11 protein-coding genes are annotated in these 16,292 nt (G+C 69.7%); 4 read left to right on the forward strand and 7 right to left on the reverse strand.

Annotation, left to right across the window (positions count from 1 at the left end; genetic code table 11):
- Positions 1–62: 62 nt before the first annotated feature.
- A complete protein-coding gene (locus H512_RS0105410) occupies positions 63–1,877 on the reverse strand; it encodes an aminopeptidase P family protein (RefSeq protein WP_026782604.1) in 1,815 nt (604 codons plus the stop codon).
- Positions 1,878–2,221: 344 nt separating this feature from the next.
- Between H512_RS0105410 and H512_RS22635 the strand changes: the two genes are divergently transcribed.
- Positions 2,222–2,422 carry a hypothetical protein gene (locus H512_RS22635; protein ID WP_036790203.1) on the forward strand — a complete coding sequence of 67 codons (201 nt, stop codon included), beginning with the start codon at positions 2,222–2,224 and terminating at the stop codon, positions 2,420–2,422.
- 10 nt (positions 2,423–2,432) lie between these two features.
- On the opposite strand, the gene H512_RS0105420 is transcribed toward H512_RS22635, so the two are convergent.
- The 6 genes from H512_RS0105420 to H512_RS22650 form a co-directional block, all read right to left on the reverse strand.
- The gene (locus H512_RS0105420; RefSeq protein ID WP_026782605.1) at positions 2,433–3,305 is read right to left on the reverse strand and encodes a 50S ribosomal protein L11 methyltransferase; all 873 of its coding nucleotides are present in this window, start codon (positions 3,303–3,305) and stop codon (positions 2,433–2,435) included.
- 404 nt (positions 3,306–3,709) lie between these two features.
- Positions 3,710–5,344: a bifunctional metallophosphatase/5'-nucleotidase gene (locus H512_RS22640; protein WP_053239589.1), complete on the reverse strand. Its 1,635-nt coding sequence runs from the start codon at positions 5,342–5,344 to the stop codon at positions 3,710–3,712.
- Positions 5,345–5,434: 90 nt separating this feature from the next.
- A complete protein-coding gene (locus H512_RS0105430; protein WP_026782606.1) occupies positions 5,435–5,965 on the reverse strand; it encodes a dihydrofolate reductase family protein in 531 nt (176 codons plus the stop codon).
- A gap of 25 nt (positions 5,966–5,990) precedes the next feature.
- Positions 5,991–8,414 (reverse strand): ATP-dependent helicase, encoded by a 2,424-nt coding sequence (locus tag H512_RS22645; RefSeq protein ID WP_053239590.1) that lies wholly within the window; start codon positions 8,412–8,414, stop codon positions 5,991–5,993.
- Positions 8,415–8,485: 71 nt separating this feature from the next.
- Positions 8,486–10,642: an NAD-dependent DNA ligase LigA gene (gene ligA, locus H512_RS0105440; protein ID WP_026782607.1), complete on the reverse strand. Its 2,157-nt coding sequence runs from the start codon at positions 10,640–10,642 to the stop codon at positions 8,486–8,488.
- A 69-nt stretch (positions 10,643–10,711) separates the two neighbouring features.
- Entirely contained in the window at positions 10,712–11,266 is a 555-nt protein-coding gene (locus H512_RS22650; RefSeq protein WP_053239591.1) for a hypothetical protein, read from the reverse strand.
- Between the two features lie 219 nt (positions 11,267–11,485).
- On the opposite strand from H512_RS22650, the gene H512_RS0105450 reads away from it, so the two are divergent.
- From H512_RS0105450 to H512_RS0105460, 3 genes are read left to right on the forward strand one after another with little or no spacing between them, the layout of a single operon-like run.
- Entirely contained in the window at positions 11,486–15,217 is a 3,732-nt protein-coding gene (locus tag H512_RS0105450; protein ID WP_026782608.1) for an AsmA family protein, read from the forward strand.
- Positions 15,214–15,744: a GNAT family N-acetyltransferase gene (locus H512_RS22655; RefSeq protein WP_053239592.1), complete on the forward strand. Its 531-nt coding sequence runs from the start codon at positions 15,214–15,216 to the stop codon at positions 15,742–15,744. The genes H512_RS0105450 and H512_RS22655 overlap by 4 nt, the downstream gene beginning before the upstream one ends.
- A complete protein-coding gene (locus H512_RS0105460; RefSeq protein WP_026782609.1) occupies positions 15,741–16,289 on the forward strand; it encodes a dihydrofolate reductase in 549 nt (182 codons plus the stop codon). Before H512_RS22655 ends, H512_RS0105460 begins: the two co-directional genes overlap by 4 nt.
- Positions 16,290–16,292 lie beyond the last annotated feature (3 nt).

A 16,292-nucleotide genomic window follows, 5' to 3' on the forward strand; every position in this document is an offset into this window, starting at 1 on the left:
AAGAAGTATTCCCGCGCGGCAAAAAGCCGCGCGACGGGAGGCGAAAGCGGCGAATCGTCAGCTCACGCCGAAAGCGGCGCCGTCGCGGCGACGAGCCAGGCGCGATCGGCGTCGTCGTCGATCAGCGACAGCAGCTTGTCCCGCACCTCGGCGTGATAGGCGTCGAGCCAGGCGCGTTCGCGCGGCGCCATCAGATCCGGGCGGATCAGCCGGCGGTCGATGGGAGCGAGCGTCACCGTCTCGAAGCCCATCATCGGCCGTTCGCCGCCGTCGATCGCCTCGGGGGCGGTGACGATGACAAGGTTCTCGATGCGGATGCCCCAGGCGCCGGCCTTGTAGTAGCCGGGCTCGTTGGAGAGCAGCATGCCCGGCTCCAGCGGTACATGGCCGGCCTTGGCGATGCGGGCCGGCCCCTCGTGGACGGAGAGATAGTGGCCGACGCCGTGGCCGGTGCCGTGGTCGAAGTCGAGGCCGGCTTCCCACAATGTCTCACGGGCAAGGATATCGAGATGGGCGCCGGTGGTGCCCTTGGGGAAGCGGGCCAGTGCCAGGCGGATATGGCCGATCAGCACGCGGGTGAAGCGGTCGGCCATTTCCCCGGTCGGCGTGCCGACGATCATCGTGCGGGTGATGTCGGTGGTGCCGTCCTCATATTGGGCGCCCGAATCGACCAGCAGGATGCCGTCCGGCTCGACCTTGCGGTTGGAGGCGGTGCTGACGTGATAGTGCGGGATGGCGGCGTTGGGGCCGGCGCCGGCGATCGTGTCGAAGGAGATGTCGCGCAGGGCGCCGGTGGCGACGCGGAATTCCTCGAGCTTCTTGGTGACGGCGATTTCGTCGAGCCCGCCTTTCGGCGCCTCGCGGTCGATCCAGGCGAGGAAGCGCACCATGGCGACACCGTCGCGGACATGGGCGGCGCGGATGCCGGCAAGTTCGGTGGGGTTCTTCAGCGCCTTGGGCAGCACGACCGGATCGGCGCCGGCCACCACCTTGCCACCGCCGGCCTCGATGCGGCGCGCCACCTCGTAGGCGGCCGACGCCTTGTCGACCAGCACCGGACAGGCGAGCGCCGAGAGCGCCGGGGCGAGAGCGGCCGGCGGCTCGACGGCGGCGATCTGCTCGAGGCGGTCGCGGACGGCGTTGTCGAGCTTGCCGCCGTCGATGAACAGCGACGGCCGGCCCGCCTTGCGCAGGATGGCGAAGGACAGCGCCTCCGGCGTGTGCGGCACGTCCGCCCCCCGGATGTTGAAGGCCCAGGCAATGGAATCGGGGCGGGTCAGCACGGCGGCGTCGGCGCCGGCTTTTCCGATCGCCTCGGCGAGGCGGGCCAGCTTGGCCTCCGCGCTTGTGCCGGCAAGACTCTCCGGGAACAGCGACACGCGGCCCTGTGGCGGCGGCGGCTGGTCGGCCCAGACGGCGTCGACCGGGTTGCCCTCGGTGGCGACCAGTTCGGCGCCGACGGCAGCAAGCGCCGTCTCGAAGCGCTCGACCTCGGCGGCGGTCATGAGCCAGGGGTCGAAGCCGATGCGGTCACCTTTCCCGACGACGGTCTTCAGCCAGCCGTGCGGCGGTTCCTCGACGAGATGATGCGGCTCGATGACCTCAAGATCGACCTGCTCGCGCACCTGCAAGGTATAGCGGCCGTCGACGAAGATGGCGGCGCGGTCCTTGAGCACCACGGCAAGGCCGGCCGAGCCGGCGAACCCGGTCAGCCAGAGGAGGCGGCGGGCCGAGGCGGGGATGTATTCGCCCTGGTGCTCGTCGGCGAGCGGCACCAGGAAGCCCTGAAGGCCGCGCCGATCGAGTTCGGCCCGCAAGGCGGCCAGCCGCGTCTTGCCGTGGCTGGGATCGTTGACGTTGTCGAATGTCTGGAACACCTCTGTCACTCCGCCGTGCTCGAATGGCGGGAGTTGTGGCTCCGGCCTCTGCCTCCCGTCAAGCCTCAACCGCCGGCGGGTCTGCCTGCCTCCGGCTTCAAGGCGCCGGACGATCTCCAGCATTCACGCTTCCGGCGGAATTCCGTCTGCGGTCGCCGGTTGTGGCGAAAGGGAGGCAACAGCCATGAGTCTGTCGCAGGGGAGGGCTGCGCCACCGTTTGTTCATACGAAAGTAGTAGTCGGCTAGTATGGAGATGTTCGGAGGGCTGGTTTCGCGTCCCATGAGGATAACGGCGCTTTTGTGAACGGTCGGCGTGAGCTGACGGCAGTCAAGAGGTGCTAGAATGAGCCGATTTACCCCGACCACCGCCCCGTCCAATCGCAGCGGTCTCATCCGCCGGACCTACGAGACCACGCTCGGCACGCGCGAGCGGCAGGCCCAGCGCTATCTGGGCCCTTATCTGGCGTCGCTCGACGATCAGGCGGCGCGCGAGCACGGCCATCGCTCCGCCGGCGTCAAGCGGGCGGTCGACGCAGCGTTGTGAGAGGTACGCCTCAGCCGGCGTAGCGCAGCACCAGCGTGCTCCACTCGTCCTTGACGAGGTGCCGTTCGCCGGCGAAGCCCTGCGCCTCGAAGGCGGCCTGCACGTCGTCGGCCTGCGTCCTCAGGATGCCCGAGAGCACCACGGCGGTGCCCGGCTGGGCATGGGCGCGGAAGTCCGGCGCCAGCATCTTCAAGGGATCGGCCAGGATGTTGGCGACGACGAGGTCGAACTTGCGCCCGGCGATGGCCGGGTGGTCGAAGCCGGTCGCCGTCACCGCCGTGACGAGGGGGGCGGCGCCGTTGATTTCGGCATTCTCCAGCGCGATCTCGACGGCCAGGGGATCGATGTCGGAGGCGAGCACCGGCCGCCCGGTGGCCAGCGCGATGCCGATGGCCAGCACGCCCGAGCCGGTGCCGAGATCGAACACGCTGTCGAAGCGGGACGCGGCGAGCAGATCCGTCAGCGCCGTCAGGCAGCCCCAGGTGGTCGGATGATGGCCGGTGCCGAAGGCCTGGTTGGCCTCGATCTGCAAGCCGATCAGGTCCTTGGGAATATGGTCGCGATCGTGGGCGCCGTGCACGACGAAGCGGCCGGCCACCACTGGCTTCAGCCCTTCTAGGCTTTTCGCCACCCAGTCGACATCCTCCGGCACCGGCTCGACGGTCAGCGCGGCGGCCTCGGCCATGCCGGCAAGGGCGGCGCGGGCGGTTGCCGCGATCTCCTCGGCGCCGTCGGCAAAGAAGAAGCCGTCCACCGCCCAGCCGCCATCCGTCTCGTACCAGGAGACCGGCCCCGCCTCCTCGAAGGCGGCCTCGACCGCGTCGGCAATCACCTCGGCGCGGGTCGCATCGGCGGCGGCAATGTGGAGCTGATACTGGGGCATGGCGGTTCCGGAAGCTGACGAGGGCTGCGCCGGTTTAGTCGGAGGCCCGAAACTTGTCAAAGCGGGACCGCATTGCCGCGACCATGCAATCCGGGACAACCGTGAGATGATCTCGCCGTCACGGGCGAACGCAGCATGACGCCGGACCAGCGGCGTCGCCGGGGAAGACGGGCGCCCCCGGCTGGAAACGGGCGACAGCCTCGGCCTCGTGACAACGGAGGTGAAGAGATGCGGAAACTGCCGCTGATCTTCGCACTTACCTTGAGGAAGACCCGGACGGGCTGGTCTGTCACCGCCTAGATCACTCTTAGGTAAGCAAAACGTCGGGCGGAGCGCCAACTCCGCCCGACACTCCGAATATAGCGCCGGAGCCGCTGTTTTCCAAGACGGCTGCCGGCCTTGCCCTACTTCTTCGGCGGCACGTAGCCGGCCGGCGTCGCGTCGGTGATGCGGCCGTCGATGTAGGGCTTGTAGGGATTGTGGGTGGTCAGGTACTCGGCCACCACGTCTTCGAGGTTGGGGCCGAAGTCGTAGGCATTGGCGGCCTTGTCGGCGAAGGTCTTGAAGCCGTCGCCGCCGGCGCGGACGTAGTTGTTGGTGACGACGCCGTAGACCTTGGCCGGGTCGAGCGGCACGAAGGCGTCGCCCTCCTTCACCTCGACGGCGGTGATGCGGCTGCCGGCCGGCTTCGACCGGTCGAAGGTGTATTTCAGGCCGGCGACCTGCGGGAAGCGGCCGGCGCCCTCGTCGACCTGGCTGACGCCGTTCTCCAGCGCCTCCTTGAGACCGGCGCCGTCGACCTGGAAGGTGGCGAGCGTGTTCTGGAACGGCAGCACCGTCAGCACCTCGCCCATGGTGACGTCGCCGGCGTCGATCGACGCCCGGAGGCCGCCGCCGTTGGCGATCGACACGGTGACGCCCTGGCCGGCGACGCGGTCGAGCGCCGCGTCGGCGACGAGGTTGCCCATGGTGCATTCCCGGACGCGGCAGGAGGTGCGATCGCCGTCGATGATCTCCGACGCGGCGCCCACCACCTTGGCCTTCAGCGCTTCCAGCGGCTTGCCGAGTTCCTCGACCCGCGCGGCATAGCCTTCATCGGGCGTCACCGTGGCGTCGAGCAGCAGCGGCGCACCGGTCGCCGCCGTGACGACGCCCTTGTCGTCGAAGGTGACGGCGAGGTCGCCAAGATACTTGGAATAGGCGTAGGCGGTGACGATCGGCACGTCGATGCCGGACGGGTTCTTGACCAGCGTCGGATAGGGGCCGGCCGCCTTGTCGTCGGTGGAGGACAGATAGGTGTGGCTGTGGCCGCCGACGATGACGTCGATACCATCGACCTTGGCGGCGATCTCCTGGTCTTTCAGGTAGCCGACGTGGGTGAGGGCGACGATCTTGTCGACGCCCGTCGCCTCGATCTCCTTCACCGCCTTCCGGAGATAGGCGATCTCGTCCTCGAAGGTGATGTCCTTGCCGGGCGACGAGGTTTCGGCGGTGTCGGTGGCCAGCACCGAGACGATCGCCACCTTGTCGCCGCCGATCTCCTTGATCACGTAGCCCTTGTACTTGCCGTCGAGCAGCGAGCCCTTGGCGGCAATGGTGTTGCCGGAGAGGATCGGGAACTTCACCGCGCCGATCAGCTTGTCGAGTTCCGCCGGGCCGTCGTCGAACTCGTGGTTGCCGATGGCCATGGCGTCGAAGCCGATGCCGTTCATGAACTCGGCGACCGGGCCGCTCTTGAAGCTGCTGTAGTAGAGCGAGCCCTGAAACTCGTCGCCGGCGTCGAGCACCATGAGGTTGGCGCCCTTGAGTTGCTGGCGCTTGCCGTCGATGGCGCCTTTCACGCGGGCGATGCCGCCGAAGCACTCGCCCGCCTTGGCTTCCTTGGCCGAGCAGGTGGAATCGAACTTGTTGATCGGCTCGATGCGGGAATGCAGGTCGTTGATGTGCAGGATGGTGAGATGGAAGTCGGCCAGCGCCGTTCCCGCCGAAAAGGCGAGCGCGGTGGCCGCGAGAATGCCAAGGACCAGTCTGTTCGTCATGCTCAAGTCTCCCCCCGTGTCGCGGCCGCGGCCCGAGGCCTCAGCCGCATGGCAATATGGCGCGCATCGGCCCCAGGCGGATCGGGCTGATCACGCCGGAACGTAGGTCAACCTCACCACGTCCTCGCCCATCGGGTCGCTGGCCACGAGGCGGAGCGGCGGCCGAGGGGCGGTGAAATACGGCTTGCCGTGGCCGAGCACCACCGGGTGGAGGTAGATGCGGTATTCGTCGATGAGTCCGAGGTCGGTCAGGCTTCGCGCCAGATCCGGTCCGCCGACCTCGATCTCCCCGGCGAGTTGTTCCTTGAGCCGGCGCAGGGTGGTTTCCATGTCGTCGCCGACCAGCGTGGCGTTGGGGCCGACCGACGTCAGGGAGCGCGAGACGACCCATTTCGGCTGGCGCCGCCAGGCTGTCGCGAAGTCGCGCTCCGCCGCGTCCCATTCGGGATGCTCCTCGTCCCAATAGCGCATGATCTCGTAGAGGCGGCGGCCGTAGACGCTGCCCGCCTGGCCGCGCGCCTCTTCGATGAAGTGCCGGAACAGCGCCGGGCCCGGCGCAAACCCCGTGTGGTCGACGTAACCGTCGAGGGACTGGTTCATTCCGAAGACGAACTTCGCCATGATGCAAATCCTCCGCTGCGAGCCCTCAGGCCTTGTCGAGGAAGCTGTCCACCACCCGTTTCTGGCCGGCCTTGTCGAAATCGACGGTCACCTTGTTGCCGTCGACGGCGGCCACCGAGCCGGGGCCGAACTTGACGTGGAACACCCGGTCACCGGACGCGAATTTCGGCGCACCCTCCACCACCGACTTGGCGATCAGCTCGCCCTCGATCAGCTTCGGCTGGCCGCGGCCGCGGCCGTAGGCCGACTGGGCCGGCGAGGCGAAGCCGCGGCCGCTGGGGCCGTTCGCCTTCTGCGCCTTCTGGGCGCGTTGCCAGCCGGGCGTGCCGTAGTTGGACTGGAAGCGCTCGACGCTGTCAAAGCGCGAGGCGCCGTAAGGGTTCTGGCGGCCGTAGGAGGAACCGTAGCCGCCGTAGGCGCTGCCGGTCTCCTTGATCTCGACATGGGCGGCCGGCAGTTCGTCGAGGAAGCGCGAGGGGATCGACGACTGCCAGGAGCCGTGGATGCGGCGGTTCGACGTGAACCAGATCAGGCAACGCCGCTTGGCGCGGGTCAGGCCAACATAGGCGAGGCGGCGCTCTTCTTCCAGGCCGGCGCGGCCGCCCTCGTCGAGCGCCCGCTGGTGCGGGAACAGGCCCTCCTCCCAGCCGGGCAGGAACACGGTGTCGAATTCGAGCCCCTTGGCCGAATGCAGCGTCATGATCGAGACGGCGTCCAGCTGCTCGCCGGCGTCGCGGTCCATCACCAGGGATATGTGTTCGAGGAAGCCCTCCATGCTCTCGAACTCGTCCATGGAGCGGATCAGTTCCTTGAGGTTTTCGAGCCGGCCCGGCGCCTCGGCCGAGCGGTCGTTCTGCCACATGGCGGTGTAGCCGCTCTCGTCGAGGATCAGCTCGGCCAGCTCGGTGTGGCGCATGGCGGGGATCAGGTCGCGCCAGCGGCCGATGCTGTCGAGGAAGTCGCGGAGCGCGGTGCGCGTCTTGCCCTTCAGCTCCTCGGTGGCGACGAGCTGCCGCGTCGCCTCGGTGAGCGGCACGCCCTCGGCCCGGCCGTAGTCGTGCAGCGTGCGGACGGAGGTGTCGCCGATGCCGCGGCGCGGCGTGTTGACGATGCGCTCGAAGGCGAGGTCGTCGCCCGGCTGCATGACGATGCGGAAATAGGCGAGGGCGTCGCGGATCTCGGCCCGCTCGTAGAAGCGCGGGCCGCCGATGACGCGGTAAGGGATGCCGGAGGTGACGAAGCGGTCTTCGAACTCGCGCATCTGGAACGAGGCGCGCACGAGAATGGCGATGTCGTTGAGCGGCGTGCCGGCCCGCTGGAGGCGTTCGATCTCGTCGCCGATCGAGCGGGCCTCCTCCTCCGAATCCCAGGCCGAGGCGACGAACACCTTGTCCTCGTCGTCGCCTTGCGGCAGGTCGGTGAACAGCGTCTTGCCGAGCCGCGCCTCGTTGTGGGCGATCAGGTGCGAGGCGGCGCCGAGGATGTGGGCGGTGGAGCGGTAGTTGCGTTCGAGCCGGATCACCTTGGCGCCGGGGAAGTCGCGCTCGTAGCGCAGGATGTTGTCGACCTCGGCGCCGCGCCAGCCGTAGATCGACTGGTCGTCGTCGCCGACGCAGCAGATGTTGTGCGAGCCCTGGGCCAGGAGGCGCAGCCAGAGATACTGGACGACGTTGGTATCCTGGTACTCGTCGACCAGGATGAAGCGGAAGCGCTTGTGATAGTCGGCGAGCACGTCGGGGTTCTGGCGCAGGAGCGTCACCGTCTCCAGCAGCAGGTCGCCGAAGTCGACGGCGTTCAGCACTTTGAGGCGCGCCTGATAGTCGGCGTAAAGCTCGCGGCCCCGGCCGTTGACATAGGCGCGCGCCTCGCCCTCGGGGATGTCGGCCGGACGGAGGCCCTTGTTCTTCCAGCCGTCGAGGGCGGCGGCGAACTGGCGGGCCGGCCAGCGCTTCTCGTCGATGCCCTCGGCCTGGATCAGCTGCTTGATCAGGCGGATCTGATCGTCGGTGTCGAGAATGGTGAAGTTGCTCTTGAGGCCGACCAGCTCGGCGTTCTTCCTCAGCATGCGCACGCCGATCGAGTGGAAGGTGCCGAGCCAGGGCATGCCCTCGACGACGCCGCCGACCAGCTGGCCGACGCGCTCCTTCATCTCGCGCGCCGCCTTGTTGGTGAAGGTCACCGCCAGGATCTGCGAGGGGAAGGCGCGGCGCGTCGCCAGGATGTGGGCGATGCGGGTGGTCAGCACCCGCGTCTTGCCGGTGCCGGCTCCGGCCAGCACCAGGACGGGGCCGTCCAGCGTCTCGACCGCCTCGCGCTGCTCGGGGTTCATGCCCTGAAGATAGCCGCCGGCGCCGGCCGCCGGACGGGCGGCGGCCATGGCGCGGGCGGCGATGCCCAGCGCGGGCGCGGCGTCGAAATCGCTGTCGTCGTGATTCTGGGAAGCGGTCATGGGGAGAACAATAGAGCAACGGCGCGGCGGTTGCGAGACCGCCCGTCGATTTTCGGTTTTGGAGCCGAGACTCAGAGTCCCCTGATCCGTTCGAGCCAGGCGTCCTCGCCGATCACCTCGATGCCCAGTTCGGCCGCCTTGGTCAGCTTGGAGCCGGCGCCGGGGCCGGCGACCACCAGGTCGGTCTTCTTCGACACCGAGCCGGCCACCTTGGCGCCGAGCCGTTCGGCGGTAGCCTTGGCCTCGTCGCGGGTCATCTTTTCCAGCGAGCCGGTGAAGACGACGGTCTTGCCGGCCACCGGACTGCCGGCGGTTACCGGCGCCTCGGCGTCGAGCGGCGTGATCTCGGAAAGCAGCGCGTCGACGGCGGCGCGGTTGTGCTCCTCGCCGAAGAAGTCGGTCAGCGCCTCGGCCACCACGGCGCCGACGCCGTCGATGGCGTTGAGTTCGGCGAGCGTCTCCGGATCACCGGCGGCGCCTATCTTCATGGCGGCGTAGAAGTGATCCCACGAACCGTAGGCGCGGGCGAGCAGCTTGGCGTTGCCCTCGCCGATGTGGCGGATGCCAAGGCCGAAGATCAGGCGGTGCAGGTCGATCCGCCGCCGCGCCTCGATGCTCTCGAAGAGGTTCTTGACCGAGGTGGCGCCGAAGCCGGGGAAGTTGGCGAGACGGTTGAGGCCGGAGGATTCGCGCCGCTCCAGCGTGAAGATGTCGACCGGCGTGTGGATGCAGAGGTGGGCGTCGTCGAGGGCGTGGAAGAACTCGACCTGCTTGTCGCCGAGGCCTTCGATGTCGAAGGCGTTGCGCGAAACGAAATGCTTGAGCCGCTCCACCTGCTGCGCCGGGCAGATCAGGCCGCCGGTGCAGCGGCGGACGGCGTCGACCTTGCCGGTTTTCTCATTGGTCTCGCGCACGGCGTGGCTGCCGCAGCGCGGGCAGACGGTGGGGAACTGGTAGGGCAGAGCGTCGGCCGGCCGCAGCTCCAGCCGCACGTCGACCACCTGAGGGATGACGTCGCCGGCCCGCTGGATCACCACCGTGTCACCGACGCGGATGTCGCGGCCCTCGCGCAGCGGCGCGCCGTCCTGGCCGATGCCCTTGATGTAGTCCTCGTTGTGCAGCGTGGCGTTGGCGACGACCACGCCGCCGACCGTCACCGGTTCGAGCTTGGCGACCGGCGTCAGCGCGCCGGTGCGGCCGACCTGGATCTCGATCGCCTTGACGATGGTCGAGGCGCGCTCGGCCGGGAACTTGTGGGCGGTGGCCCAGCGCGGCGAGCGCGAGCGGAAGCCCAGCCGTTCCTGTAGCGCGAGACTGTCCACCTTGTAGACCACGCCGTCGATGTCGTAGCCGAGATCGGCACGGTGGCTCTCGATCAGCCGATAGTGGGCGATCAGCTCATCGGCCGAGTGGCAGCGCACCATCAGCGGGTTGACGGGAAAGCCCCAGTCGGCAAAGCGCCTGACGGCGTCGTATTGGGTGGCGGCGAGCGGTTCGGAGAGGTCGCCCCAGGCATAGGCGAAGAAGCTGAGCGGCCGGCCGGCCGTGACCTTGGGGTCGATCTGGCGCAGCGAGCCGGCGGCGGCGTTGCGCGGGTTGGCGAACAGCTTGCCGCCCTCGTTCAGCATCCGCTCGTTCAGCGCCGCGAAGTCGGCCTTCTTCATGTAGACCTCGCCGCGCACCTCGACGACGTCGGGTGCGCCGGGCGGCAGCTCATCGGGGATTTCCTTGATGGTGCGGATGTTGGCGGTGACGTTCTCGCCCATCGTGCCGTCGCCGCGCGTCGCGGCGGTGACGAGGCGACCCCGCTCGTAGCGCAGCGACATCGAAAGGCCGTCGATCTTCGGCTCGGCGGTGAATACCGGCGTGTCGACGATGCCGAGGAAGCTCTTCACCTGCTTGACGAAATCGTGGACGCCGGCGTCGGTGAACAGGTTGTCGAGCGACAGCATCGGCCTGACGTGGCGGACCTCGGAGAAGGTGGCCGCCACCGGCGCGCCCACCCTCAGCGACGGCGAATCGGGCCGGACGAGATCGGGGAAGCGTGCCTCGATGGCGATGTTGCGGGCGCGCAGGGCGTCGTAGTCGGCGTCGGAAATCTCCGGCGCGTCCTCGCCGTGATAGAGGCGGTCGTGATGGGCGATCTCGGCGGAAAGGCGGGCAAGCTCGGCCGCCGCCGCCTCTCGGTCGAGGCTGTCGACGGGAAGGAGGAAGGGGTCGGCCGGCATCGCGCGTCGTCTCCGATAGGTATCCTGTCGGTCTCGGTTAGAGCCGAAGGCCGGGCAGCGCGCAAGATGTCAAAGGCCGGCGACAGCCGTCGTCACCATGATCGCGCCGGCGAAGGCGGCGAGCACGGCGGCTGTGGTCTTGTTGACGGCCTCGGCGCCGGCCCAGCGGCGGCCGAGCCGGCCGAGCACGAGGCCGAGGAGGCCCCAGGCGGCGGTCGCCAGAAGGATGGCGGCGGCAAGGCCGGCGAGGAGCGGCGGCGGCGCGCCCGGCGGCAGGACGACGAAGGCCAGCACCAGCGCCTTCGGATTGACGAGCGTGATCAGGAAGACGCGGGCGATCGGCACGGCAGCGCCGTCGGCCGGACCGGAACGCCACAGCTTCACCGCCGACAGGGCGAGCACCGCCGCCGCCAGGAGCTTCAGGATCGGCGCGGCGCCGGACAGCGTGGCGGCGGCAAGGCCGAGCAGCGTCAGAGACAGGCCGTAGGCGGCGAGCACGGCGCCGAGCGCCGCCGGCAGGCGGCGAAGACCCTCCGTCGCCGTGGCGGCGGCGACCAGCGCGTTGGTCGGGCCAGGCAACAGCAGGAGCAGGACGGCGGCGGACAGCGGGGCGTCGAAGGGCATGGCGGCGGCGGGACGGCTCCGGGAAAAGCTTACCGGCAATAGCATATTTCGTGGCCGGAAAAAGCCGTCCGGCCCGGCCGGCGGATGGTCAACTATGTCTTAATCCCGTTTCCCAGGGGCGTTCCGATTTGCTAAGTCTCTGCGGACGGGGCGGAGCCCGCCGTGGTGCGATCCTTGCACGGCGGCGCGGCAACCGGTTGGGCGCGGCGCGGCAGAGGCTTGAGCCCGCCGTCGCACCGGATCGGGTATACGGGAGCCAAGACGCTGAATTCGCTGTATTTCGGTATCGGATTCACGGTCATTCTGGCGCTGTTCGTGGCGCTGGTGGGGCCGCTTTTCGTCGACTGGACGGCCTACCGGGCCGCTTTCGAGACGGAAGCCGCGCATGTTGTGGGACACAAGGTGTCCGTCCGCGGGACGGCCGATGCCAATCTGTTGCCCTATCCCTCGCTGTCCTTCTCCAACGTGGTGATCGGCGACGATCCGAACGCGCCGCTGATGACGGTCGGCCGCTTCGACATGGAGATCGAGCTGTTCCCGCTGTTGTCGGGTGAAATCCACGTCACCGCCATGCACGTCGTCGAGCCGGAGCTGAACGTCCGCATCGACGACAACGGCGCTTTCGAGTGGATGGCCGCCGACGGCGGCCTCGGCATCAACCCGAGCCGGGTGACGCTGAGCGGCGTCGATATCGAGAACGGCCGCGTCGTCGTCGCCGATGCCCGGCACAGCCAGCCGGTGGTGGTCGATGGCATCAACGCCCGCCTTGACGCGCCGGCCCTGGCCGGCCCCTACAAGATCGAGGGCACGGCGCGGACCGGCGGCGACACCTTCTCCGTCAAGGCGGCGACCGGCGCCGCCGACGGCAGCGGCACGCTGACGCTGAAGGCCAACGTGCGCTCGGCGGCCCGTCCGGTGGCGGCGAGCTTCGACGGCCGGCTGAAGATCGCCAACCACCGGCCGACCTGGGCCGGCAAGGCGACGCTCGCCCGCGTCATCGCCAAGGAGGACCGGGAGACGCTGCCCTGGTCGCTGGATGCCGATCTCGACGTGTCCAGCCGGGCGGTGCTGGCCAAGGCGCTGGAGTTCCGCTACGGCAGCGAGGAGCGGCCGTTCAGCATTTCCGGCGTCGCCACGCTCGATCTGGCGGCGGTGCCGAGCTTCGAGGCGGTGCTGTCGGCCCGCCAGATCGACCTCGACCGGACGCTCGGCGAGGGACCGGACAAGCCGGTGTCCTTCGACGGCGCGCTCACGGCCTTCGGCGCCGCCATCGCCGGCCTGCCGGTGCCGGGCGTGCCCGGCCGCATCGGCTTCGACATTCCCGGCGTGGTGGTCGGCGGCAGCATTGTCTCCGACCTCCGGGCCGACCTGGTCACCGCCGCCTCGGGCTGGACCATCGATACGCTGGAAGCGACGCTGCCCGGCCGTTCGTCGCTGGCCGCCCACGGCCGGCTGGCCACCACGCCGACCGTCGGCTTCGACGGCGACGTGACGCTGTCCTCCGATCAGCCGGCGACGCTGATCGCCTGGTGGGCGCCCAACCGGCCGAAGGTTGTCCTCGATCCGTTCCGCGTCAGCGCCAAGGTGGCCGCCTCGGCCGACGGGCTGACGCTCGACGAGGTCGACGCCCGCCTCGACGACGGCCGGGTCAGCGGCTCGCTCGATTTCGCGCCCGGTCTCGCCGGCCGCAAGCCGCGCCTGACGCTGGCGCTCGACGCCGACCAGTTGCGCCTCTCCGACGTCGAGACGGTGGCCGGTCTCGTCACGGGACCGGGCGCCGGGGCGGACGTGGTGGTCAAGGCGGCCATCGGCACGCTGATCGCCGGCGACGCTCGCGCCGAGGGCTTCGACGTGTCGGCGTCGCTGGTCGACGCCACGCTCGACGTCGACCGGCTGTTCGTCCGCTCGCTGTCCGGCGCCCGCGTCACGGCGGCCGGCACCATCCGCGACGTGACGACGACGCCCGACGGCTCGATCCAGATGCGCGTGTCGGCCGAGAAGCTGGACGGCATCGCCGATCTCGCCCGCGCGCTCGTCCCCGACACGCCGGCCGCCGCCTTCCTGCGCGACGCGGCGCCGCATCTCGGCCCGGCCAGCCTCGAAGGCACGGTGCTGGCCAGGGCGTCGGGCGAGGGCACCGACCTCAAGGTGGAGCTGAACGGCTCGGCCGGCACCACCGACATCCGCGGCGAGCTGGCGTTCAAGGGGCGCGTCGACGCCTGGGACGCCGCCGACATCTCCACCGACATCCGCCTTGCCGGTCCCGATGGCGCCGAACTGATGCGGCAATTCGGCCTCGCCGTGCCCGACGTCGGCCGGCCGGGCGCCGGCAGCCTGACGCTGTCGGCCATGGGCAAGTCGAAGGACGGCCTCGCCGTGGTGCTGCGCGGCGCCATGGGACCGACCGAGGTGACGCTGAACGGTTCGGCCACCTTGACGCGCGGCGCGGCGCCGGGCGCCGAGCTGGATCTCGACCTGAAGTCGCCCGACGTCGGCTCGCTGCTGGTCCTCTCGGGCAACATCGTGCAGGGGGTGATCGGCTCGACGCCGGCCGACGTCGCCGCCCATCTCTCCGTCGGCAACCGGCGCGTCGCCGTCAGCCGCATCGAGGGCAAGCTGGGCGGCGTGCCGACCGGCGGCGAGATCGCCGTCGACTTCGCGCCGGCCGTGCCGCTGGTCACCGGCAATCTCTCCTTCGACGAGAGTTCGCTCGCCAGCCTCGGCGAGGCGGTGCTCGGGCCGGCGGTGTTCGATTTCCCCATCGTCCAGAGCCGCAATCCCTGGCCGGAGGCGCCGTTCGGCGCGGCGCTGATCGACGGCTTCGACACGGCGCTGGCCCTGAAGTTCGGCCGGCTCGACATCGAGGGCGGCCTCGTGGCGGGGGGTGTGTCGCTGATGCTCAACAGCAATGCCTCGGGCACTGGTCTCGACGGCATCAAGGGAACGTTCGCCGGTGGCAAGCTCTCCGGCGACCTGATGATCAAGCGCGACCTCGACGGCACGGCCGGTGTTTCCGGCACGCTGCGCCTCGAGCGGGCGGCGGCCGACGAACTCGCCTGGCAGCGCGACGGACGGCCGATGGTCACCGGCGCCTTCAATGCCGACGTGCAGGTCAACGCCACCGGCCGCACGCTGGCCGGCTGGATGTCGTCGCTGACCGGCGGCGGCAGCTTCTCTCTGGAGGACGGCCGGCTGGCCCACATGACCACGCGCGCCTTCGATCCGGTGATCCGGCTGGCCGACGCCGGCAAGGACCTTTCCGAGGACCGCATCCGCCAGGCGTTCACCGACAATGTCGACATGGGCGATCTCGCCTTCGACCGGCTCGACGCCGCCTTCACGCTGGCCAGCGGCACGCTTCGCGCGCCCAACATCGTGGTGGCCGGCAAGGGCGGCACCACCACCGGCTCGGCGACGGTGGACCTTTCCCGCCTCAGCCTCCAAAGCGAGTGGCGCCTGTCGCTCGACGCCGCCGAGACGGCGGCCGGCGGCGTGCCGCAGGTGTCGGTGCTGTTCTCCGGGCCGATCGCCGATCCGTCCCGCCGCATCGACGTCACCGCCTTCGCCTCCTATCTCGGCATCCGCGCCCTCGAAAAGGAGACGCAGCGGGTGCTGATGATGCAGGCCGACATCCTCGAACGCGAGCTGCTGTCGCGGCAGGTGCTGCGCGACCGCGAGGCGCTCGACCGTCGCAACCGCCTGATGCTGGAGGCGCGCGACCGCGCCGCCGCGTCGGCGGCCGGCGAGAAGGCCAAGGCCGCCGCCATCGCCGCCGCCGAAAAGGCGCGGGCAGCGGCCGAGAAGGCCAAGCCCGCCGATCCGCTCGACGCCATCGGCAAAATGCTGGACGCCACGCCGCCGGGCAACGCGCCGCCGGCCGGCAAGCTGCGGCCGCTGCCCAGCTCCGACGTCGGCCTGCCGCCGGGCGGCGTCACGGGGAGCGCGCCATGACCTCGCCGAGCGATCATCCCGGTCCGCAGCGGAGCCGCCGGCCGAAGCCGACCACCCGGCCGGCTACGGTCGCCGACGTCGACATCATCGCCGGCTTCATCCGGTCGCTCGCCGCCTACGAGAACCTCTCCGAGAAGATGGTGGCGACGGCGGAGGACTATGCCGCCGCCTTCTTCGGCGATGCCCCGCGCGTCTTCTGCGAGCTGGGCTTCATCGGCGACCGGCCGGCCGGCATCGCCGTCTGGTTCTATTCCTTCTCGACCTTCCTCGGCCGGCACGGGCTCTATCTCGAAGACATCTTCGTCGATCCGGCGGCGCGCGGCCAGGGGGTGGGCAAGGCGCTGCTGGCCCGGCTGGCCCGGCGCTGCGTCGATGAGAATCTCGGCCGCTTCGAGTGGACGGTGCTCGACTGGAACAAGTCGGCGATCGGCTTCTACGCCGCCATGGGCGCGCCGCTCAACGACGCCTGGGTGCCGGTGCGCATGGGGCGGGAGGCGATCGAGAAGCTGGCGAGGGAAGCCCCGTGAGCCGGCCGCTTCTCGATATCGTGGTGGCCATGGCCGAAAACGGCATCATCGGCTCCGGCGGCGCCATGCCCTGGCATCTGTCGACCGACCTCAAGTATTTCAAGGCGCTGACGCTCGGCCGTCCCATGGTGATGGGCCGCAAGACCTTCGAATCCATCGGCAGGCCCCTGCCGGGGCGCGAGACCTTCGTCGTCTCCCGCGATCCGGCCTTCGCGCCGGCCGGCGTCACGGTGATCGGCGATCTCGACGCGGCGCTGCAGGCGGCGGCGGCCAGCGCCGAGACAAGGGGCGTTCCGTCCTTCGTGGTGGCCGGCGGCGGCATTCTCTACGCGGCGACGATCGGTCGCGCCGATCGGCTCTACGTCACCCGCGTCGCCGCGTCGCCGGAGGGTGACACCCGCTTTCCGCCGATCGATCCGGCGCTGTGGCGGCTGGCGGCCAGCGAGCCGATGATACGCGGCGAGCGCGACAGCGCCGACGCCCGTTTCGAGACCTGGGTACGGCGTAATGCGGGTACGTCGAAAGAATCGCTCACGGGCGGTTGATCG

Origin of the sequence: Pleomorphomonas koreensis DSM 23070, from assembly GCF_000425185.1 — a bacterium.
GTDB classification, from domain to species: Bacteria; Pseudomonadota; Alphaproteobacteria; order Rhizobiales; family Pleomorphomonadaceae; genus Pleomorphomonas; species Pleomorphomonas koreensis.